Below are 18,721 nucleotides of genomic sequence, written 5' to 3' on the forward strand. Positions count from 1 at the left end.
CATGCCGAACGACGAGAAGCTGCTCAAGGAACTGAAGTGGATGACCACCGAGCTGCGGCGCAGCCGCCGTCGCCTGGTGGAGGTCGAGGACGCCGCGCACGAGCCGATCGCGATCGTCGGGACGGGCTGCCGGTTCCCCGGCGGCGTGCGCTCGGCCGCGGACCTGTGGCGGCTGGTCACCGACGGCGCGGACGTGATCGGCGAGTTCCCGGCCGACCGCGGCTGGGACGTCGACGCGCTGTTCGACGCCGACCCCGACGCGGCCGGGAAGACGTACGTGCGCTCGGGCGGTTTCGTCCGTGACTCCAACGACTTCGACGCGGCCTTCTTCGGCATCTCGCCGCGGGAGGCTCTCGCGATGGACCCGCAGCAGCGGCAGCTCCTCGAAGTCGCCTGGGAGACCCTGGAAGACGCCGGGCTCGACCCGGACTCGCTGAAGGGCAGCCTCACCGGCGTGTTCGCCGGCGTGCTGCAGAGCGACTACTCGACACGGCTGGCGACCGTGCCCGCCGACCTCGAGGGCTACCTCGACAACGGCAACATGGCCAGCACCGCCACCGGCCGGATCGCCTACACCCTCGGCCTGGAGGGGCCGACGATGTCGGTCGACACGGCCTGCTCGTCGTCGCTGGTCGCGATCGACCTCGCGGTGCGGTCGCTGCGGAACCAGGACTGCGCGCTGGCCCTGGCCGGCGGCGTCACGATCATGTGCACCCCGGCCACGTTCACCAGTCTCGGCCGCCAGCGCGCGCTGGCCCCGGACGGCCGCTGCAAGGCGTTCTCCGACGACGCCAACGGCTTCGGCGCGGCCGAGGGCATCGGGTTCCTGGCCCTGGAACGGCTTTCCGACGCCGTCCGCAATGGACACCAGGTGCTCGCCGTGGTGCGGGGCTCGGCGGTGAACCAGGATGGCGCGTCGAACGGGCTCACCGCGCCGAACGGTCCTTCGCAGCAGCGTGTCATCCAGGCCGCCCTGCGGAATGCCCGGTTGTCCGCGTCCGATGTCGACGTCGTGGAGGCGCACGGGACCGGGACCGCCCTCGGTGACCCGATTGAAGTGCAGGCGTTGCAGGCGGTTTACGGTGTCGAGCGGGACCGTCCACTGTGGCTGGGTTCGTTGAAGTCGAACATCGGGCACGCCCAGGCCGCGGCCGGGGTGGGTGGCGTGATCAAGATGGTGCAGGCGTTGCGGGCCGGAGTTCTTCCGAAGACTCTGCATGCGTCGACGCCGTCGTCGAAGATCGAGTGGGCCGGCGGTGGGGTGGAGCTGCTGCAGGAGGCTCGCCCGTGGGAGGCCGAGGGGCCGCGCCGGGCGGGAGTTTCTTCCTTTGGCATCAGCGGCACCAATGCGCACGTGATCCTGGAGGAAGCTCCGCCGGTCGAGATCGAGACCTCCGACGTGCCGGGTGCCGTGCCGGTGCTGCTGTCCGGCCGTACGGCCGAGGCGCTGCGGGACCAGGCCGCGCGGTTGCGTGCGCACGTACTGGCGCACCCGTCGCTTTCCCTGGGTGACCTCGGGTTTTCCCTGGCCACGGGCCGCGCGAGCTTCGCGCACCGTGGTGCCGTGGTCGCCTCGGGCCGCGACGAACTCCTCGACGGCCTGACGAACCTGCCGATCACGGGTGCGGGGTCCGGGCCGAGCCGGGTGCTGATGGTGTTCCCGGGCCAGGGTTCGCAGTGGGTCCGGATGGGCCTGGACCTGGCCGAGGCCGAGCCGGTCTTCGCCGAGCGGCTGCGGGAGTGCGACGCGGCGTTGTCGGAGTTCGTCGAGTGGTCGGTGTTCGACAAGCTGGCGGAAGAGACCAGCCAGGTCGATGTGGTGCAGCCGCTGTTGTGGGCGATCATGGTGTCGCTCGCGGCGCTGTGGCGTCACTACGGTGTCGAGCCCGCTGGTGTGGTGGGCCATTCGCAGGGGGAGATTGCCGCGGCGACCGTGTCGGGTGCGTTGTCGTTGCAGGACGGCGCCCGAGTGGTGGCTCTTCGCGCGAAAGCGTTGCGTGCGCTCGAAGGTATCGGTGGGATGGCGTCGTTGCGGGTGTCGGCCGAGGAGGCCGAGGCGCTGATCGATGATCGGCTCGCGGTGGCGGCGGTGAATGGCCCGGCGCAGGTGATCGTGTCCGGCGATGTGTCCTCTTTGGACAAGTTGGCCGAGCGGTGCGAGAGCTATCGCCGTATCGATGTTTCCTATGCCTCGCATCATCCGCAGGTTGGCCAGCTGGCGGAGGTGATTCTCAAGGACCTCGCGCCGGTGTCGCCGGTGGGCACTGAGATCCCGTTCTACTCCACGGTGTCCGGCGAGAAGATCGACACCGCGACCCTCACCGGCGAGTACTGGCTGGAGAACCTGAAGAGCCAGGTCAAGTTCTTCCCGACCGTCGTGGCCGCCCTCGAGCAGGGCTTCACGCACGTCCTGGAAGTCAGCCCGCACCCGGTGCTGAGCGCCCCGCTGGAGGAAGCCGCCCAAGGCCTCCCGGTCCTCTCGACCCTCCGCCGCGAAGGCGGGCAGACGCGCTTCCGGACCGCTCTGGCGGAACTCCACGTCCGGCACGGCCGCGTCGACTGGACACCCCTGTTCGACGGCGCCACCCGAGTACCCCTGCCGACCTACGCCTTCCAGCACGAACGCTTCTGGCTCGACGCCCCGAAGCCCACCGGCTCGACGGACGCCGCCGAAGCCGCCTTCTGGGCCGCCGTCCGCGAAGAGAACGTCGACGAGGTCGCCAAGACCCTCGGCGTGGCCGATGACGTCCTCGGCCCCGTGCTCCCGGCGCTGTCGGACTGGCAGCGACGCCGCGACGAGCGGTCCACTCAGGACGCTCTCCGCTACCGCGTCGCCTGGACACCGCTGTCCCGGCCGGCCGCGCCCCGGCTCACCGGCCGGTGGCTCGTCCTGACCCCGCCCGGCGTCGAAGCTCCCCAGCTCGAAGGCCGGGGCGCCGAGGTCGTGCGCGTCGAGGTCGGCCCGGAGACCGACCGGGCGGGCTTCGCCGACCTGCTCACCGGGGAACCGTTCACCGGCGTGCTCGCCCGGCTCGGCCTCCTCGCGACCGTGCAGCTCACCCAGGCCATGGGTGACGCCGGCGGCGACGCCCGCCTGTGGTGCCTCACCCGCGGCGCGGTCGCCACGACCCGCGAACCCGGCGCCGTCGACCCGGTGCAGGCCCAGCTCTGGGGGTTCGGCCGGGTGGCCGCCATCGAGGCCCCGCAACGCTGGGGCGGCCTCGTCGACCTCCCCGCCGACGACGACCCGGACCTGCTGGTCGCGGCGCTGTCCGGCGCCGAACCCGAGGTCGCCGTCCGGGCCGAAGGGCTCTTCTCGCGGCGGCTGGTCCGCAGCCCGGTCGGCGGGGCCGCCGGGAGCGAGTACCGGCCGCGGGGGACCGTGCTGGTCACCGGCGGCACCGGCGCGCTGGGCTCGCACGTCGCCCGCTGGCTCGCCGCGAACGGCGCCGGGCACGTCGTGCTCACCAGCCGGCGCGGCGAGGTCGCGGAAGGCGCCACCGAGCTGGCCGAAGAGCTGCGGGCGCTGGGCGCGGAGGTCACCGTCGCGGCCTGCGACACCGCCGACCGCGAGGCCCTGCGCGGGCTGCTCGCCACGATCGAGCCACCCACCGCGGTCTTCCACGCCGCCGGTGTCCTCGACGACGGCGCGCTCGACTCGCTCACCCCGGACCGGTTCGCCACCGTGCTGCGCCCGAAGGCCGACGCTGCCCGCCACCTGCACGAACTCACTCACGACCTCGACGCGTTCGTGCTGTTCTCCTCGTTCGCCAGCGTCCTGGGCAACGCCGGCCAGGCCAACTACGCCGCCGCCAACGCCTACCTGGACGCCCTGGCCGAGCAACGCCGCGCGGCGGGGCTCCCGGGCACCTCGGTGGCCTGGGGCGCGTGGGGCGGCACCGGCCTCGCCGCCGACGACGCCATCGCCGACCGCCTCGGCCGCGAAGGCGTCGCGCCGATGGCCGCGGCCACCGGCGTCACCGCCCTCGGCCTCGCCCTGGCCCACCAGGACGTCGCCGTCGGGGTCGCCGACGTCGACTGGCCACGGCTGGTCGAGCGGCACGGCCCCCGGACGCTGCTGGACCAGCTGCCCGAAGCGGTCGTGCCGGTGACCGGCCCGGCTTCGGCCGCCGTCACCGCCGACGCGGGTGCCGCCCTGCGGCAACAGCTGGCCGACGCGCCCCCGGCCGAGCGGGAACCCCTGCTCCTGGAGCTGGTCCGCGCACAGGCGGCCGCGGTGCTCGGGCACGCGTCGCCGGCCGCGATCGACCCCGAGCGCGGCTTCACCGAGCTGGGGTTCGATTCCCTCACCGCGGTGGAAACGCGCAACCGGCTGAGCGCGCTCACCGGCCTCCAGCTGCCGACGGCGCTCACGTTCGACTACCCGACCCCCACCGCGCTGGCCGCTCACCTGGCCGGCCGGCTCGCCCCGGCCGGCACCACCACGGCCGCGTCGGTGCTGGCCGGGCTGGACGAGCTGGGCCGGGCGTTCGCCGCGACCGCCCCGGACGGCATCACCCGGGCCCAGCTCAAGGTCGGCCTCCAGTCGTTCCTCGCGAAATGGGTCGAAGGCGATTCCGAAACGGACAGTTCTTTTGATTTCGGCACCGACGAAGAATTGTTCGAGTTCATCGACAACGGCTTGTCGGCCTGACTTTCCGCACCCCTGCGCCCCCGCCGAGCTCCCGCAGCTCGACGGGGGCGCAGGGGTGTCTAGGGGAACGGTAGGGGTTGTCGGCGCCGGGGCCGGTCCATAGCTTGAAAAGAGAATTCCGTTCGCCTGCGCCGAATGAGGTCGAAGCTGAAATGGCTGATGTCGAGAAGCTCCGCGAATACCTCCGCCTGGTCACCGCCGACCTGAAGCAGACGCGGCAGCGCGTGCGCGAGCTCGAGGACCACGATCCGATCGCCGTCGTCGGCATGGGCTGCCGCTACCCCGGCGGGGTCGACGGCCCGGACGCGCTCTGGCGGCTCGTGGCCGACGAGACCGACGCCATCGCCGGGTTCCCCGACGACCGCGGCTGGGACCACGACGCGATCTTCGACCCCACGCCGGCCACGCCCGGCAAGACCTACGTCCGCCGCGGCGGCTACCTGCGCGGCGCCGACCGGTTCGACGCCGAGTTCTTCGGCATCTCGCCGCGCGAGGCCGTCGTCATGGACCCGCAGCAGCGGCAGCTCCTCGAGGTCTCCTGGGAAGCCATCGAGCACGCCGGCATCGACCTGCGCACACTGCGCGGCAGCCGCACCGGGGTGTTCATCGGCGGCTGGTCCGACGACTACACCGCCGCCGCCCGCGGGGTGTCCGAGGAGTACGAGGGCTACCTGTTCACCGGCAGCGCGGCCAGCGTCATCTCCGGCCGGGTCGCCTACACCTTCGGCCTGGAGGGCCCCGCGGTCACCGTCGACACGGCCTGCTCGTCGTCGCTGGTCTCCCTGCACCTCGCCGCCCGCGCCCTGCGGGCCGGCGAGTGCACCCTGGCGCTGGCCGGCGGGGTGACGATCATGTCGACCCCGCAGGGTCAGATCGAGATCAGCCAGCAGCGCGCGCTCGCCCCGGACGGCCGCTGCAAGGCCTTCGGCGACGGCGCCGACGGCTTCGGCGCGTCCGAAGGGGTCGGCGTCGTCGTGCTGGAGCGGCTCTCGGAAGCCCGCCGCCACGGCCACGACGTCCTCGCGATCGTCCGCGGCTCCGCGACGAACCAGGACGGCGCGAGCAGCGGGTTGTCCGCCCCCAACGGCCCTTCGCAGCAGCGGGTGATCCTCGCGGCGCTGGAGGACGCGCGGCTGTCGGCCGCCGAGGTCGACGTCGTCGAGGCGCACGGCACCGGCACCGCGCTGGGCGACCCGATCGAGGCCGACGCGCTGATCGCCGTCTACGGCCGGGACCGCACCCGCGAACGGCCGCTGTGGCTCGGCTCGCTCAAGTCCAACATCGGCCACTCCGCGGCCGCGGCCGGCGTCGGCGGGATCATCAAGATGGTCCAGGCCCTGCGGGCGGGGATCCTCCCGAAGACCCTGCACGCCTCGACGCCGTCGTCGAAGATCGAGTGGGCCGGTGGTGGGGTCGAGCTGCTGCAGGAAGCGCGCCCCTGGGAGACCGAGGGGCCTCGCCGGGCGGGGGTTTCCTCCTTTGGCATCAGCGGCACCAACGCGCACGTCATCCTGGAACAGGCCCCGGAAGCCGAGCCGGTCGAGCGTGCCGGAGTACCGGCCGGCGCGATCCCGGTCGTGCTGTCCGGCCGGACCCCGGAAGCGGTGCGGGACCAGGCCGACCGGCTGCGCGAGCACGTCTTGGCGCACCCTTCGGTTTCCCTGGGCGACCTCGGGTTCTCGTTGCTGGGCCGGACGTCGTTCGCGCACCGCGCCGCCGTCGTCGCCTCGGACCGCGAAGAGCTCCTGGCCGGGCTGGCGAACCCGGAGCTGCTCGGCTCGGGCACCGGCGCGCCGAGCCGGGTGCTGATGGTGTTCCCCGGCCAGGGTTCGCAGTGGGTCCACATGGGACTGGAACTCGCCGTGCTGGAGCCGGTGTTCGCCCAGAAGCTGCGCGAGTGCGACCAGGCGCTGTCGGAGTTCGTCGACTGGTCGCTGTTCGACAAGCTCGCCGAGGAAACCAGCCAGGTCGACGTCGTGCAGCCGCTGCTGTGGGCGATCATGGTGTCGCTGGCCGCGCTGTGGCGGTCCTACGGCGTCGAGCCCGCCGGAGTCGTCGGGCACTCCCAGGGCGAGATCGCCGCGGCGACCGTGTCGGGCGCGTTGTCGGTGCGGGACGGCGCTCGCGTGGTCGCCCTGCGCGCCCGCGCGCTCAAGGCCCTCGAAGGCCTCGGCGGCATGGCGTCGCTGCGCGTGTCGGCCGAAGCGGCCGCCGAGCTGATCGACGAGCGGCTCGCGGTGGCGGCGGTGAACGGCCCGGCGCAGGTGATCGTCTCCGGCGAGGTGTCCGCTTTGGACGAACTCGCGGAGAAGTGCGAGAGCTACCGGCGCATCGACGTCTCCTACGCCTCGCACCACCCGCAGGTCGGGCAGCTCGCCGACGTCATCCTCGAAGACCTCGAGCCGGTGACGCCGGTGAGCACCGGGATTCCCTTCTACTCCACGGTGTCCGGCGAGAAGATCGACACCGCGACGCTCACCGGCGACTACTGGCTGGCGAACCTCAAGAGCCAGGTCCGCTTCTTCCCGACCGTCGTCGACGCGCTCGCGGACGGTTTCACGCACGTCCTCGAAGTGAGCCCGCACCCGGTGCTCGGCGCGCCCCTCGAAGAAGCCGCGCAGGGCCGCCCGGTGCTTTCGACGCTGCGCCGCGGCACCGGCCAGAAGCGCTTCCGGACCGCTCTGGCCGAACTGCACCTGCACCACGGCCGCGTCGACTGGACGCCGATCTTCTCCAACGCCCGCCGCGTCCCGCTGCCCACCTACGCCTTCCAGCACCAGCGTTACTGGCTGGCGCCGCGGACGGGCCGCCAGGACGTCGCGACCGTCGGCCTCCAGCCCGCCGAGCACGGCCTGCTCGGCGCGGTCCTGCACGCCGCCGACACCGGCGCCGTCTACCTCTCCGGCCGGCTTTCGCTCACCGCCCAGCCGTGGCTGGCCGACCACGCCCTCGGCGACACCGTCGTGCTGGCCGGGTCGGCGATGCTGGAGATGGCGGCGCACACCGGCGCCCGCCTCGGCTGCCCGCGTGTCGAGGAGCTGACCCACCAGGCGCCGCTCGTGCTCCCGGCCACCGGGGCGGTCGCCGTCCAGGTCACCGTCACCGAAGACCGCGCCTTCACCCTCGCTTCCCGCGCCGACGACGAGGAGTGGGTGGTCCACGCGACCGGCCGGCTCGCCCCGGCCGCCGCCGAACCCAGCTCCGACGAGCTCGCGACCTGGCCGCCGCGTGACGCGGAACCCCTGTCGTTGGACGACTTCTACGAGGCCATGGCGGACGCCGGCGTCCACGCCGGACCGGCCTTCCAGTGCGTCACCGCGGCCTGGCACCGCGGCGACGACGTCTTCACCGAGCTGTCGCTGCCGCAGGACCTGCACCGCGAAGCCGGCTCCTACGTCCTGCACCCGGTACTGCTCGACGGCGCGCTGCAGGGCGCGTGGTTCGGCGTGCTGGGCGACGGCGGGCGCGGCCCGTTCAGCTGGAGCGACGTCCGCTTGAGCCGCCCCGCCGGGACGACGCTGCGGGCGCGGATCCGGGCGGCCGGCGCCGACGCGCTGTCGGTGCTGGTCGCCGACGAAACCGGCGCCGAGGTCGCCGCCGTGCGCACACTGGTCATGCGCCCGGTCGGCGCCGCGCCGGTCGAGCCGCCCCTGCGCGTCGACTGGGTCACGCACCCGGAAGTCACGCGCCCGACGACGTCCGGCACCTTCGCGCTGCTGGGTGACGACGAGCTGAAGGTCGCCGCGGCCCTCGAAGCCGCGGGCGCGCAGGGCGAGCGGTACGCCGACATCGCGGCGCTGGCCCATGGCCCCGCGCCCGAGTACGTCTTCCTGTCGCTGCCGCCGCAGCCCGCGGCCACGCCGGCGGACCTCGCCGGGCAGGCCCGCGCCGCGACCACCACGATGCTCAAGACCCTCCAGGACTGGCTCGCCGAGCCGAACCTCCGGCACTCCCGGCTGGTCGTGGTCACCGCCGGCGCGGTCCGGATCGGCGACCAGGACGACGTCGACCTCACGCACGTCCCGGTCTGGGGGCTGGTGCGCTCGGCGCAGGCGGAGCACCCCGAGCGGTTCGTCCTGCTCGACACCGACGGCGCCGCCGAGTCCACCGCGGCTCTGATCGGCACGCTCCTGGGCGGGGAGAACCAGTTCGCGCTGCGCGACGGCGCCGCTTTCGTGCCCCGGCTCACCCGGATCTCCCCGCAGCCGGGCGAAACACCGCGATGGGACCGGGGAACCGTGCTGGTCACCGGCGGCCTCAAGGGTGTCGGCTCCCTGATCGCGAAGCACCTCGCCGGCACCCACGGCGTCCGCCGGCTGCTGCTGCTCGGCCGCCGCGGCCTGGACACCCCCGGCGCCGACGAGCTGGTCGCCGAACTCGCTGAGCTGGGCGCCGAAACCCAGGTGTGCGCGTGCGACGGCGCCGACCGCGACGCGCTGTCCGCCGCGCTGGCCACCGTCCCGGCCGAGCACCCGCTGACCGCCGTCGTCCACTCCGCCGGGGTGTTCGACGACGGCCTGCTCGGCGACCTCACGCCCGGCCAGGTCGAGCGCGTGTTCGCCCCCAAGGTCGACATGGCGCTGAACCTCCACGAGCTGACGGCGGACCTCGACGCGTTCGTCCTCTTCTCTTCGTTCGCCGGCACCTTCGGCGGCGCGGGCCAGGGCCCGTACGCGGCGGCCAACCTGTTCCTCGACGCGTTCGCCGCCTACCGCGTCTCCCGTGGCCTGCCCGCGACGTCGCTGGCGTGGGGACTCTGGGAAGAGCGCAGTGGCATGGCCGGGGCACTCGGCGACGCGCAGCTGCAGCGCCTGGAGGGCGGCGGGCTCGTCCCGATGACCGCCGAGCACGGCGCCGCGTTGTTCGACGCCGCATGCGCGTCGGGCGAGACCGCGCTGGTCCCCGTGCCCTTCGACCGCGCCCGGCTGCGTGCCGACGCCAAGGCGGGCGCGCTGCCGGCGATCCTCTCGGACCTGGTGCCCGCGCCGGCCAAGGGGAGTGGCGAGACGCGGACCGTGGATGCCGCCCGCTTCCGGGCCGAGCTGACCGCACTGTCCACTGAGGACCGGGAGAAGCGGCTCCTGGAGCTGGTCCGCACGACGGCCGCGTCGGTGCTCGGGCACGCCGGACCCGCCGAGGTCGGCGCGGACCGGGCGTTCAGCGCCCTGGGCGTCGACTCGCTGACCGCGCTGGAGCTGCGCAACCGCCTGACCGCGGCGACCGGGCAGCAGCTGCCCGCCGCCCTGGTCTTCGACTACCCGAACCCACGGGCCGTCGCCGGGCACCTGGCCGAAGGGCTGGCCGAGCCCGCCGCCGAAACCGCCGTCCCGCTGCTGGCCGAGCTCGACCGGCTGGAAGCGGCGCTGGCCGCGCTCACCCCCGGCTCGGTGGCCGCGCTCGGATCCGACGAGCCCGCGCTGGCCCGGATCACCGGCCGGCTGCAGGCGTTGCGCCCGCTGTGGGACGCCGCGCGCGGCGCGGGCCCGGCGTCGCTGGCCGACGCCGCCACCGACGACGACCTGCTCGACCTGCTGGGCGACCGCTTCGGCACGGCCTGACCCCCCCCCGCTTTCGAACGAGGTGCAACGCATGGACAACGAGGACAAGCTCCGCCGCTACCTCAAGCGCGCGGTCGCCGAGCTGGACGACACGCAGGCGCGGCTCGCCGACGTCGAGGCCCGCGCCACCGAGCCGATCGCGATCGTCGGCATCGGCTGCCGCTTCCCCGGCGGCGCGGACACCCCGGAGCGGTTCTGGGACCTGCTCGCCGGCGGCGTCGACACCGTCGCCGAGGTGCCGGCCGACCGCGGCTGGGACATGGACCGCCTGTACGACCCGGAGCTCAGCCGCCCCGGCACCAGCTACGTCCGCACCGGCGCGTTCCTCGACGCGGCCGGGGACTTCGACGCGGACTTCTTCGGCGTTTCGCCGCGCGAAGCCCTGACGATGGACCCGCAGCAGCGCGTCCTGCTCGAGACGTCGTGGGAGGCCATCGAGCGCGCGGGCATCGACCCGGCGTCGCTGCGTGGCGAGCGGGTCGGGGTGTTCGCCGGGACCAACGGCCAGGACTACGGAAACCTGCTCCTGCAGGCGCCCGAGGGGGAGGGCTACCTGTCCACCGGCTCGGCGGCGAGCGTCGTCTCCGGCCGGATCTCCTACACGCTCGGCCTCGAAGGCCCGTCCGTCACGGTCGACACCGCGTGCTCGTCTTCGCTGGTCACGCTGCACCTCGCCGCGCAGGCACTGCGAAGCGGCGAGTGCTCGCTGGCGCTGGCGGGCGGCGCGACCGTCGTCTGCACCACGGACCTGTTCGCCGAGTTCAGCAAGCAGGGTGGCTTGTCCCGCGACGGCCGCTGCAAGCCGTTCTCCGCGGCCGCCGACGGCTTCGGCATCGCCGAGGGCGCCGGAATGCTGCTGGTGGAACGTCTTTCCGATGCCCAGCGGCTCGGTCACCCGGTGCTGGCCGTGGTCCGCGGCAGCGCGGTGAACTCCGACGGCGCGTCCAACGGCATCACCGCCCCCAACGGCCCGTCGCAGCAGCGGGTGATCCGGACCGCGCTGGCCGCGGCCGGACTGTCCACTTCGGACGTCGACGCGGTCGAGGCGCACGGCACGGGCACGTCGCTGGGCGACCCGATCGAAGCCGACGCGCTGCTGGCCACCTACGGCCGCGGGCGTCCGGCGGACCGGCCGCTGTACCTGGGGTCGGTCAAGTCGAACGTCGGCCACACGCAGGCCGCGGCCGGTGTCGCCGGGGTGATCAAGATGGTCCTGGCCCTGCGCAACGACGTCCTGCCGCGCACGCTGCACGCCGACGAGCCCACCCCGCACGTCGAATGGACCGGCGCGGTCGCGCTGCTCACCGAGGCCCGGCCGTGGCCGGAGGCCGACCGCCCGCGTCGCGCGGCGGTGTCGTCGTTCGGGATCAGCGGCACCAACGCGCACGTGATCCTGGAGCAGGCACCCGCGACAAACGTGGTGAACGAGTCATTCACCACATCGCCGGTGCTGCCGCTGTCGGGCCGGACGCCGGAAGCGGTGCGGGCCCAGGCTTCACGGGTGCTGGAGACGGTGCGCGAGCGCCGGCTCGTCGACGTCGGGTTCTCGCTGGCCCGCAGCCGGGCCGGGCACGAACACCGCGCCGTCGTCCTCGGGAACCACGAGGACGCGCTGGCCGCACTGGCCGCCGGGGAAGCGACCGCCGACGTCGTCACCGGGTCCATTGTGGACGGCAAGCTGGCGTTCCTCTTTTCCGGGCAGGGCGCGCAGCGGCTCGGCATGGGCCGCGAGCTGTATGCGGAGTCCGAGGTCTTCGCCGCGGCGTTCGACGAGGTGCTCGCCTTGCTCGAGCCCGGTCTGCGGGACGTGATCTGGGGCGAGGACGCCGATGCGCTCAACCGGACCGGTAACACCCAGCCCGCGTTGTTCGCGATCGAGGTCGCGCTGTTCCGCCTGCTGGAGTCGGCCGGGGTCCACCCGGACTTCGTCGCCGGGCACTCGATCGGCGAGATCGCCGCGGCGCACGTCGCCGGGGTGTTGTCGCTGGCCGACGCCGCGCGGCTCGTCACCGCCCGCGGCCGCCTGATGGAGGCCCTGCCGGCCGGTGGCGCGATGATCGCGCTGCAGGTCAGTGAGGCTTCGGTCGTCCCGCTGCTCACCGAGGGCGTCGCGATCGCCGCGATCAACGGCCCCGAAGCCGTGGTGGTTTCCGGTGCCGAAGACGCGGTCGCGGCGATCGCCGAGCGGTGCGCCGGGAAGACCAAGCGGCTGCCGGTGTCGCACGCGTTCCACTCGCCGCTGATGGACCCGATGCTCGACGAGTTCCGCGCGGTGGTCGGGCAGCTGACGTTCGCCGCACCGGCGATCCCGGTGGTTTCGACGCTCACCGGCGGCGACGCGGACCTGACCGAGCCCGAGTACTGGGTGCGGCACGTGCGGGAAGCGGTCCGGTTCGCCGACGGCGTCGCGACGCTGCGCGAGGCCGGTGTCCGGACGTTCCTGGAGCTGGGCCCCGACGGCGCGTTGTCGTCGCTGGTCGAGGGCGCGGTGCCGGCGTTGCGGAAGAAGGTCGACGAGCCCCGCGCGCTGCGGTCGGCCCTCGCGCGGCTGCACGTGGCCGGGGTGCGGGTGGCTTGGGACTTCGCCGGGGGCCGGCTGGTCGACCTGCCGACGTACCCGTTCCAGCACAAGCACTTCTGGCTGAACCCGGGCGAGGCGGGCGGCGACGCGGACGCGTTCGGCCAGGCGGCGGCCGCGCACCCGCTGCTGGGCGCGACGCTCGCGTTGCCGGACGGCGGCCTGGTCGCGACGGGCCGGCTGTCGTTGCGGAGCCACCCGTGGCTCGCGGACCACGTGGTGCTGGGGACGGTCATCCTGCCGGCCACCGCGTACATCGACCTGGCCCTGCACGTCGGCGGCGGCGCGGAGCTGGCGGAGCTGACGCTGGCGGCGCCGTTGGCGCTCCCGGAGACGGGCGCGGTGGTGGTCCGGCTGTTCGTGGGCCCACCCGACGAGGACGGCCGCCGGCCGCTGCGCCTGGACTCCCGCCCGGCAGCGGAAGAAGAGGAGTGGACCGCCCACGCGACCGGGTTCCTGTCCCCGGCCAAGGACTCTTCGTTCGAGCCGCTGACCGAATGGCCGCCCGCCGGAGCGGAGCCCGTCTCCCTCGACGGCCTCTACGACCGCATCGCCGACTCCGGCCTCACCTACGGCCCCGGCTTCCGCGGCGTCCGCCACGCCTGGCGCGGTGACCAGGAGATCTTCGCCGAAGTCGCCCTGCCCGAGCACGTCCGCGCCGACGCCGCCCGCTTCGGCCTGCACCCCGCTCTCCTCGACGCCGCCCTCCACCCGGCCGTCGGCATCCCCGGCCTCCTCGCCGACGCCGCCGACGCCGGTCTGCCGTTCTCCTGGACCGGCGTCCGCCTGTACCGGACCGGCGCCGACACCCTGCGCGTCCGGCTGGCCGCCACCGGCACCCGCGGCCTCACCGTCGAAGTCACCGACACCGACGGCAACCCCGTCGCCCAGGCCGATTCGCTCGTCTCGCGGCCGCTGTCGCCCGAACTGATCACCACCGCGAAGAGCGACGCCCTCTTCACCGTCGACTGGGTGCCCGTCCAGGCCGCCCAGCCACCACGGCACCGCGTCGCCCTCGCCACCACCGACGACGATCCAGCCCAGGCCTTCGCCGACCTCGGCTCCTTCGCGAACCTGCAGGCCCTCCTCGCCGAGCTGGACGACGACCTCCCCGCGCCCAGCATGGTCTTCACCTCGCTGCCGGGGACCGACCCGCACGCCGCCGCCGAGCAGGCCCTCGACCTCGTGCAGGCCTGGCTCGCCGACGCCCGGCTGGCCGGCGCGCAGCTCGTCTTCGTCACCACCGGCGCCGTGGCCACCGCGGCCGAGGACGTCCCCGGCCTCGCCCACTCGACCGTCTGGGGCCTGGTCCGCGCCGCGCAGTCGGAGAACCCGGGCCGGTTCGTCCTCCTGGACACCGACGGCTCGGCGCCGGTCCTCGCCACCGACGAACCCCAGCTCGCGATCCGCGGTGACCGGCTCCTCGCCCCGCGGCTCGCGAAGACGCCGGCACCCGAGGCCAAGCGCCTCGAAGGCCCGGTCCTGATCACCGGCGGCACCGGCGGCCTCGGCTCGATCGTCACCCGCCACCTGATCGCCGACGGCGTCCGCGACCTGGTCCTGGCCTCCCGCCGCGGCCCGGACGCCCCGGGTGCGGCGGAGCTCCAGGACCTCGGCGCCGAGGTCGTCGCCTGCGACGTCGCCGATCGGGAAGCCGTCGAGAAGCTGGTCGCGGCCCACGACTTCAAGAGCGTCATCCACACCGCCGGCGTCCTCGACGACGGCCTGGTCACCAACCTCACCCCCGACCAGCTGCACAAGGTCCTGCGGGCCAAGGTCGACGCGGTCCGGAACCTGCACGACCTCGTCGGCGACGTCGACGCGTTCGTCCTGTTCTCCTCGGCCTCGGGGGTCCTCGGCAGCCCCGGCCAGGCGAACTACGCGGCCGCCAACGCCTACGTCGACGCCCTCGCCCAGCACCGCCGCGCCACCGGGAAGCCCGCGCACTCGCTCGCGTGGGGCTCCTGGGAGCACACCGGCGGCGGCATGACGAGCACCCTCGCCGAAGGCGACCGCGGCCGCATCAACCGCACCGGCGTCCTCCCGCTGTCCATCGAGGACGGCCTGAAGCTGCTCGACCAGAGCCTCGGCAGCGACCTCCCGCTGCTCGTCCCGATGCGCCTCGACCTGCCGACCCTGCGCGCGAAAGCCGGCGACGGCGTCCCGGCCCTCCTGCGCGGCCTCATCCGCGTCCCGGCCAAGAAGGCGTCGCTTTCACGTGAAAGCGACGCCCTCGGGAAGCTGACCGGGTTGAGTGGGGAGGAGCGGGCGAAGGCGTTGCTGGACCTGGTGCGGACGCAGGCCGCGCTCGCGCTCGGGCACAGCGGGCCGGCCGACGTCGGCGCCGAGCGGGGCTTCCTCGACCTCGGCTTCGACTCGCTGACCGCCGTCGAGCTGCGCAACCAGCTCGACGCGGCCACCGGCCTGCGCCTGCCGGCCACGCTGATCTTCGACTACCCGAACCCGGCCGCGCTGGCCAAGTTCCTCGACACCGAGCTGCCCAGCGCCGAAGCGGAGGCCGGCGGCGCCCTGCGTGCCGCGCTCGACGGGCTCGAAGGCCTGCTGAAGGCCGTCGACGCGGAAGACGCCCAGAAGGCCGCCACCCGGCTGCGGGCCTTGGCCGCCGCCTGCGGGCCGGCCGACGAGCGGGCCGAGCTGGACTCGGCGACCGCGGAAGAACTGTTCGACCTGCTCGACCACGAGCTGGACAGCTAGGAGTCCCCGGTGCCGAACGAAGACAAGTACCTCGAATACCTGAAGCGCGCCACGGCGGACCTGCGCGAAACGCGCCGCCGCCTGCGCGAGGTCGAAGAGGCGAGCCGGGAGCCCATCGCGATCGTCGGGATGGCCTGCCGCTTCCCGGGTGGCGTCCGCACCCCCGAGCAGCTCTGGCGGATCGTCGCCGACGGCGTCGACGCGGTCGGCGAGTTCCCGGCCGACCGCGGCTGGGACCTGGCCGAGCTGCACGACCCGACGTCGACCCGGCCGGCCACGAGCTACATCAAGACCGGCGGCTTCCTCGACGACGTCGCCGACTTCGACCCCGCGTTGTTCGGCATCTCGCCGCGCGAGGCCCTGGCCATGGACCCGCAGCAGCGGCTGCTGCTCGAAACGTCGTGGGAAGCCCTGGAACGCGCGGGCATCGACCCGACGTCGTTGCGCGGCAGCCGGACCGGCGTGTTCGCCGGGATGATGTACCACGACTACCACACCCGCCTTGGCCGGGTTTCCGAGGAACTGGAGAACTTCCTCGGCAACGGCAACTCCGGCGCGGTCGCCGCCGGCCGCGTCTCCTACACCTTCGGGTTCGAGGGCCCGGCGCTGACCGCCGACACGGCCTGCTCGTCGTCGCTGGTCACCCTCCACTTGGCGGTGCAGGCGCTGCGCAACGGCGAATGCTCCTTGGCGCTCGCGGGTGGCGTCGCGATGATGGCCATCCCGGAGCCGTTCATCCAGTTCAGCCGCCAGCGCGCGCTGGCCAAGGACGGGCGCTGCAAGGCGTTCGCCGACGCCGCCGACGGCACCGGCCTGTCCGAAGGCGCCGGAATGCTGCTGGTGGAAAGGCTTTCCGACGCCCAGCGCCTCGGCCACCCGATCGTCGCGGTGATCCGCGGCACCGCGGTCAACCAGGACGGCGCGAGCAGCGGCCTCACCGCACCGAACGGGCCGTCGCAGCAACGCGTGATCCGGCAGGCCCTGGCCAACGCCGGCCTGGAAGCCGCCGACGTCGACACCGTCGAGGGCCACGGCACCGGCACCTCGCTCGGCGACCCGATCGAGGCCCAGGCCGTCCTGGCCACCTACGGCCGCGAACACCGGCCGGACAAGCCGCTCTACCTCGGCTCGCTCAAGTCGAACCTCGGCCACACCCAGGCCGCGGCCGGGGTCGGCGGGATCATCAAGATGGTCCTGGCCATGCGCCACGGCGTGCTCCCGGCCACCCTGCACGTCGACCGTCCGTCGTCCAAAGTGGACTGGACGGCGGGCTCGGTCGAGCTGCTCACCGAAGCCCGCGACTGGGTTTCCGACGGTCCGCGCCGCGCCGGGATCTCGTCGTTCGGCATCAGCGGGACGAACGCGCACGTCATCGTCGAAGAGCCGCCGGCCGCCGAACCGGTCGAGCGCGTGGCGGCAACGCGGGCGCACACGCCGTGGGTGCTGTCCGGCAAGACCGCCGACGCCCTGCGTGCCCAGGCCGGCCGGCTCGCCGCCCATCTCGAAGAGCACCCCGAGACCGACCCCGCGGCCGTGGCGGCCACGCTGGCCCGCGGGCGCGCGCGGCTCGACCACCGCGCGGTGGTCCTGGCCGAGACCGGCTCGAACCCGCTGGCGGCACTGCGTTCGCTCGCCGAGGGCGCCAAGTCCCCGGACGTCGTCACCGGCACCGGCACCGACGGCGCGCTCGCCGTCCTGTTCTCCGGCCAGGGCTCGCAGCGCCCGGGCATGGGTCGCGAGCTGTACGGCCGGTTCGCCGCGTTCACCACCGCCTTCGACGAGACCTGCGCCGCGCTGGACGAGCACACGGCGGTCGGCGTCAAGTCCCTGGTCTTCGCCGAGCCTGGCAGCCCGGAAGCCGAGCTGCTGTACCAGACCGAGCACACGCAGCCCGCGTTGTTCGCCATCGAGGTCGCGCTCTACCGGCTCCTGGAGTCCTTCGGCGTCCGCCCGGACTTCCTCGTCGGCCACTCGATCGGCGAGCTGACCGCCGCGCACCTCGCCGGCGTGCTCTCCCTCGAAGACGCGGCCGGGCTCGTCGTGAAGCGCGCGCAGCTCATGCAGACCCTCCCGCCGACCGGCGCGATGGCCACCCTCGCCGCCACGCCGGACGACCTCGGCGAGCTGCCCGGGACCGTCTCGATCGCCGCGGTCAACAGCCCCGACTCGCTGGTGATCTCGGGCGATCGTGACGCCGTCACGGCCATCGTCGAGGAGTGGAAAGCCCGCGGCCGCAAGGCGAAGGCGCTCAAGGTCAGCCACGCCTTCCACTCACCGCACACCGAGGCGATCCTGCCGGCGTTCCGCGCCTACGCGGCCACGCTGACCTACCACGAGCCGCGCATCCCGGTGATCTCCGACGTCACGGGTGAGCTGGCCGATCAGCTCACCGACCCGGACTACTGGACCCGGCACATCCGCGAAGCCGTCCGGTTCGGGCCCGCGATCGAGACCCTGGCCGCCCGGGGCGTCACCGGCTTCCTCGAGGTCGGCCCGGACACGACGCTCACCACGCTCGCCGGGCACACCCTCGGCGCCGGCGACCACGCCACCGCGGCGATGCTGCACCCGGGCAAGCCCGAGGAACGCAGCGTGCTCGACGCACTGTCCACTTTGGTCGCGAAGACCGCGGTCCGGCCCGACCTGGGCGCGTGGCTGCCCGAACGCGAAACCGCCGCGCTGCCGACGTACGCGTTCCAGCACAAGCGGTATTGGCTCGACGCGACGGACACCGGCGGCAACGTCGCGACCGCCGGGCTGGGCGCCGCCGGGCACCCGCTGCTCGGCGCGGCGACCGGCCTCGCGGGCGGCGACGGCTACCTGTTCACGGGCCGCCTGTCGACGGCGACCTCGCCGTGGCTGGCCGAGCACGTCGTGCTGGGCAACGTCCTGCTCCCGGCGACCGCGTACGTCGACATCGCGCTGCACACGGGCGCACACGTCGGCGCGGAGCACCTCGCCGAGCTGACCCTCGCGGCGCCGCTGGTCATCCCGGAAGACGGCGCGGTCCGCCTGCAGGTGCTCGCCGCCCCGGCCGACGACGAGGGCCGCCGCGAGCTGACTGTGCATTCCCGCGCCGAGCGCGCCGAGGACGACGAGCCGTGGCAGCTGCACGCCACCGGCCTGCTCGCCCCGCAGCCGGCGGCGCGGCCCGGCGCCGGTCTGTCGGCCGGGGCCGAGTCTGCCGCCGACCCGGCCGCCGCGGCTCGGCCTGCC

General features: G+C 73.8%; 4 protein-coding genes. All 4 read left to right on the forward strand.

Annotated features, from left to right (window positions below; genetic code table 11):
* The first annotated feature begins 1 nt into the window (after position 1).
* Positions 2 to 4,654, forward strand: coding sequence for a type I polyketide synthase (locus M8542_RS47530; protein ID WP_257927033.1), 4,653 nt, complete (start codon positions 2 to 4; stop codon positions 4,652 to 4,654).
* Between the two features lie 152 nt (positions 4,655 to 4,806).
* Positions 4,807 to 10,212 carry a type I polyketide synthase gene (locus tag M8542_RS47535; RefSeq protein WP_257927034.1) on the forward strand — a complete coding sequence of 1,802 codons (5,406 nt, stop codon included), beginning with the start codon at positions 4,807 to 4,809 and terminating at the stop codon, positions 10,210 to 10,212.
* Positions 10,213 to 10,234: 22 nt separating this feature from the next.
* Positions 10,235 to 15,505 carry an SDR family NAD(P)-dependent oxidoreductase gene (locus tag M8542_RS47540; protein ID WP_372508799.1) on the forward strand — a complete coding sequence of 1,757 codons (5,271 nt, stop codon included), beginning with the start codon at positions 10,235 to 10,237 and terminating at the stop codon, positions 15,503 to 15,505.
* Positions 15,506 to 15,514: 9 nt separating this feature from the next.
* On the forward strand, positions 15,515 to 18,721 hold a 3,207-nt coding region (locus M8542_RS47545), incomplete at its 3' end, for a type I polyketide synthase (RefSeq protein ID WP_257927036.1).

Origin of the sequence: Amycolatopsis iheyensis, from assembly GCF_024703995.1 — a bacterium.
Classification (GTDB): Bacteria; Actinomycetota; Actinomycetes; order Mycobacteriales; family Pseudonocardiaceae; genus Amycolatopsis; species Amycolatopsis iheyensis.

Bases quoted from the DNA above. Each gene is read 5' to 3' on its own strand.
- M8542_RS47535 (WP_257927034.1), top strand. From the start codon at position 4,807: ATGGCTGATGTCGAGAAGCTCCGCGAATACCTCCGCCTGGTCACCGCC.
- M8542_RS47530 (WP_257927033.1), top strand. From the start codon at position 2: ATGCCGAACGACGAGAAGCTGCTCAAGGAACTGAAGTGGATGACCACC.